This window comes from Autumnicola edwardsiae (assembly GCF_031846505.1).
In the GTDB taxonomy this organism is placed as follows: domain Bacteria; phylum Bacteroidota; class Bacteroidia; order Flavobacteriales; family Flavobacteriaceae; genus Autumnicola; species Autumnicola edwardsiae.
This window is the reverse complement of sequence record NZ_JAVRHP010000182.1, coordinates 1-3,144: the sequence shown is the minus strand read 5'-3', so window position 1 is coordinate 3,144 and position 3,144 is coordinate 1. Positions and strand designations below refer to the sequence as shown.

Annotated in this window: 6 protein-coding genes; 5 read left to right on the top strand and 1 reads right to left on the bottom strand. The window is 37.8% G+C overall.

All coding sequences use genetic code 11. The features are described 5' to 3' along the window. The first annotated feature begins 28 nt into the window (after positions 1 to 28). From RM529_RS16690 to RM529_RS16680, 3 genes are read left to right on the top strand one after another with little or no spacing between them, the layout of a single operon-like run. Positions 29 to 310 carry a helix-turn-helix domain-containing protein gene (locus RM529_RS16690; RefSeq protein ID WP_146831827.1) on the top strand — a complete coding sequence of 94 codons (282 nt, stop codon included), beginning with the start codon at positions 29 to 31 and terminating at the stop codon, positions 308 to 310. A 5-nt stretch (positions 311 to 315) separates the two neighbouring features. Continuing rightward, a complete protein-coding gene (locus tag RM529_RS16685; protein ID WP_311485876.1) occupies positions 316 to 1,068 on the top strand; it encodes a hypothetical protein in 753 nt (250 codons plus the stop codon). Further along, the gene (locus tag RM529_RS16680) at positions 1,052 to 1,714 is read left to right on the top strand and encodes a P-loop NTPase family protein (protein WP_311485875.1); all 663 of its coding nucleotides are present in this window, start codon (positions 1,052 to 1,054) and stop codon (positions 1,712 to 1,714) included. The genes RM529_RS16685 and RM529_RS16680 overlap by 17 nt, the downstream gene beginning before the upstream one ends. 96 nt (positions 1,715 to 1,810) lie before the next feature. Here RM529_RS16680 and RM529_RS16675 read toward each other — a convergent pair whose 3' ends face one another. After that, complete coding sequence (locus tag RM529_RS16675; protein WP_311485874.1) at positions 1,811 to 2,458, bottom strand: N-acetylmuramoyl-L-alanine amidase family protein; 648 nt, start codon at positions 2,456 to 2,458, stop codon at positions 1,811 to 1,813. 187 nt (positions 2,459 to 2,645) lie between these two features. Between RM529_RS16675 and RM529_RS16670 the strand changes: the two genes are divergently transcribed. Beyond that, positions 2,646 to 2,933, top strand: coding sequence for a hypothetical protein (locus RM529_RS16670; RefSeq protein ID WP_311485873.1), 288 nt, complete (start codon positions 2,646 to 2,648; stop codon positions 2,931 to 2,933). Continuing rightward, positions 2,933 to 3,144, top strand: a 212-nt coding sequence (locus RM529_RS16665; RefSeq protein ID WP_311485871.1) for a hypothetical protein, incomplete at its 3' end; no start/stop codon positions are given. The genes RM529_RS16670 and RM529_RS16665, both read left to right, overlap by 1 nt.

Below are 3,144 nucleotides of genomic sequence, written 5' to 3'. Positions count from 1 at the left end.
AGTCCCTTTCTTTAAAAACCGTTCTATTATGCCAACAAGTATCATTACCACAGACGATCTTCGGGAGTTCAAATTAGAATTGCTCGAGGAGATTAAAAATCTCATCACCAAACAATCATCAGGAACTTTAAAGAAATATTTAAAATCTTCCGATGTAATGGACCTGCTCCAGGTAAGTCCGGGAACTCTTCAAAATCTAAGAATTAACGGCACCCTACCCTACACCAAAGTTGGAGGAATTATTTACTATGATGCCGTGGAAATCCAAAACGTGATGACCGCCAATCGGGTACATCACAAATTTGAATAACTACTATGAATTATATTAAGCAACTGAATGCGGCTTTTGAAAAGTTCTTTTTTGATGACCGTTTGAACCCGACCCATATTAGCTTGTATATGGCTTTATTTCAGGAATGGAATAGCAGCCGGTTTGCCGATGAGTTTTTCGTTAACCGGAGGGAATTGATGCGTGTCGCTAAAATTGGCTCAAAATCTACCTACCATCGGTGCATAACCGATCTAGACTTCTGGGATTATCTGTCCTATTTCCCATCGAATAATCCCTATAAAGGGAGTAAAATCAAGATGTCCATTATCGAGACGAGTGATGAACCGGTTATGGGACAGTACAATCCCGAATTGGAACAGCTTGCGGAACGGTACCATCCCATACGTGAACCGGTCGTGTACCAGCACCATCCCACCAATGGACAAGCTGTGTACCCGCACCGTCCCGTGAGTGGACAAGCATTGGTATCTAATATAAACAATACCAAACAAGTAAACATTAATAAACAACCAAAGGACAGGCAGGCTGTTTTTAATTTTTTTGAAGAAAAAAGTTTTTCTGCTGATGAAGGAAAAAAATTCTTTGCGCATTATGAAGCTAACGATTGGAAAACAAGCGATGGGAAAGCAATACGAGATTGGCGGGCTTTAGCGGTGAATTGGATGGATCGAATTGAACTATTTGCCGAAGAAAACAAACCAAACAAAAAGGGAGCGTCCCAAAATCGGGACAACCTCAAAACCACTAAAATCAAAGACTATGGTCAACCCCTCTAAAATCATCGAAGGCGGTGTAGAATTTTCGCTTGGGAAATTCGATGGAAAATCAGTGCTTTACGATTTTCCGAAAATCCTGGTGTACCTCAATGCAAAGGGAAAGCTTCTATTTGGAGAAAAATTCAAGATCTACAAAGAAGACCGAGATATTATACTAAAGTTGAGTTCTTACTTTATCAAAGACAAAAAGAGCTGCCAGAAGTCCGGTATTGATGTTGAAAAGGGGCTTTTGCTGTCTGGTCCCGTAGGATGTGGAAAAACCAGCCTAATGAAACTTCTCCGTCACCTTGTTCCTTTACAAAGACCTTACGAGATGATTCCATGCCGCAACGTTGTTTTTAGCTTCAACCATCTTGGTTATAAAACCATCGAAGATTACGGAAACAATAAATTATTTTGCTTTGATGATTTAGGGGTAGAACCTCCCGGAAGGTTCTACGGAAAAGATTGTAATGTTATGGGAGAAGTGCTGTTATCGCGCCATGAACTTTTTCTTCAGACAAATCAAAAGGTTAAAACTCACGCCACAACAAACCTGAATGCCGAGGAACTGGAAGAACGTTACGGAAACAGAGTCCGAAGCCGAATGCGGGAATTATTCAATCTTGTTGCTTTTGAAGAGGGGGCTGGGGATAAAAGAAAGTAGTTCAAAGCCTCCAAGAATTATAAATTATTACCACTTCTGAAATAAATTGTCCAATAATTTCTTTAACGCTCTTAGTTATTTCAATAAATACTTCTTTCATAATTCATCTTTTAAATAATTAATTACTTCTATTAAAATAACTGATCCAATGGATTGCTTATTTAAAGGTTCTGAAATGTATTTCAAGTCGTCCTTATTCGAAAGAAATCCCAACTCAACTAAAATGGCGGGAAAGAAATTACAGGATTCTCTAATTACCTGAAAATTCGCAAACTTCACACCCCTACTTTCAAACCCCAATTTCTTATTGAACCCAGCTTGCAATTGAAAGGCGAACCAAGTCGAATTATCAGAATGGTTTGATTCATCATTAGATACATATATCTCAATTCCTCTCGCCTTTGGATTATCCGAATGATTACAATGCAACGAAATAAACAAATCAGCTTTTAGAGCTTTAGCTAGCTTAGTTCTATCGGATAAGGAAATTAAGGTGTCATTGTACCTGGTTAAGTAAATGTCTAGTGGCTTATTCAAATTGTTATTTCGTTTCAATATCTCATTTGCGATATCCATAACAACATCTTTTTCTATTATCCCATTTACCCCAATTGCACCAGAATCTTTTCCACCGTGCCCCACATCAATAACAACTCGCTTTTGAGTTGCCAGTTCCTGTCCAAAAATGAAGCACATTTTTAAGAGCAAAATCACAAAACTGACGTTTTTGAGCACGTTTTTCATTTTCAATTTTCTGCTTATCAACAGCTTGGTCTCAAAATTTCATAGAATTTGATGTCAAATAATAGTAACTGAATTCAAACGAAACTAAATAATATTTTATTCACAATTATTTGATATTCAGATATTTATAATCAAATATATGTATTTTTCCTATAACAAAAACAACACAAAATTTAAACTGTTCGTTATGAAAAAATCAATGTATTTAGCAGCTATCTTCTCTTTCCTGTCTGCTACATCTTTTGCACAAATTGGGGGAATCGAAGAATCTGTAAACGATGTTTCCACTACCATCAGGACCGTCTTTCCTATCATCCTGGGGGTCATTTTCTTAGTTGGCTTTCTATTTAATGCCGGGCATTTCTTTGGTGAGAATGCCGATTTAAAAAAGGGGATTACCCGCGTATTGGTTTTTGTCCTTATTGCCGGAGCAGTGGTAGGGATTTTTACCTATCTAATTTCAATAGTGGTATAATGAAGCGTTTCGAAGTCTATAAAAACATCAGAAAGCGGGCGGTTATTTTCGGATTACCACTATCGCTGTTTGCACTAATGATTATCTCCATTCTCGCTTCGCTATTGGTCATCATCTTCTCGTTCAGCTTCGGGATTATAATTAGCGTATTCGTCCTTAATTCAGCACTATATATCGCGCTGACCCGAATAACGAGCAACCCACAGCTTTT

Excerpts from the sequence above, each read along its gene's own strand:
- RM529_RS16690 (WP_146831827.1), top strand. The coding sequence starts at position 29 with ATGCCAACAAGTATCATTACCACAGACGATCTTCGGGAGTTCAAATTA.
- RM529_RS16685 (WP_311485876.1), top strand. The coding sequence starts at position 316 with ATGAATTATATTAAGCAACTGAATGCGGCTTTTGAAAAGTTCTTTTTT.
- RM529_RS16680 (WP_311485875.1), top strand. The coding sequence starts at position 1,052 with ATGGTCAACCCCTCTAAAATCATCGAAGGCGGTGTAGAATTTTCGCTT.
- RM529_RS16675 (WP_311485874.1), bottom strand. The coding sequence starts at position 2,458 with ATGAAAAACGTGCTCAAAAACGTCAGTTTTGTGATTTTGCTCTTAAAA.
- RM529_RS16670 (WP_311485873.1), top strand. The coding sequence starts at position 2,646 with ATGAAAAAATCAATGTATTTAGCAGCTATCTTCTCTTTCCTGTCTGCT.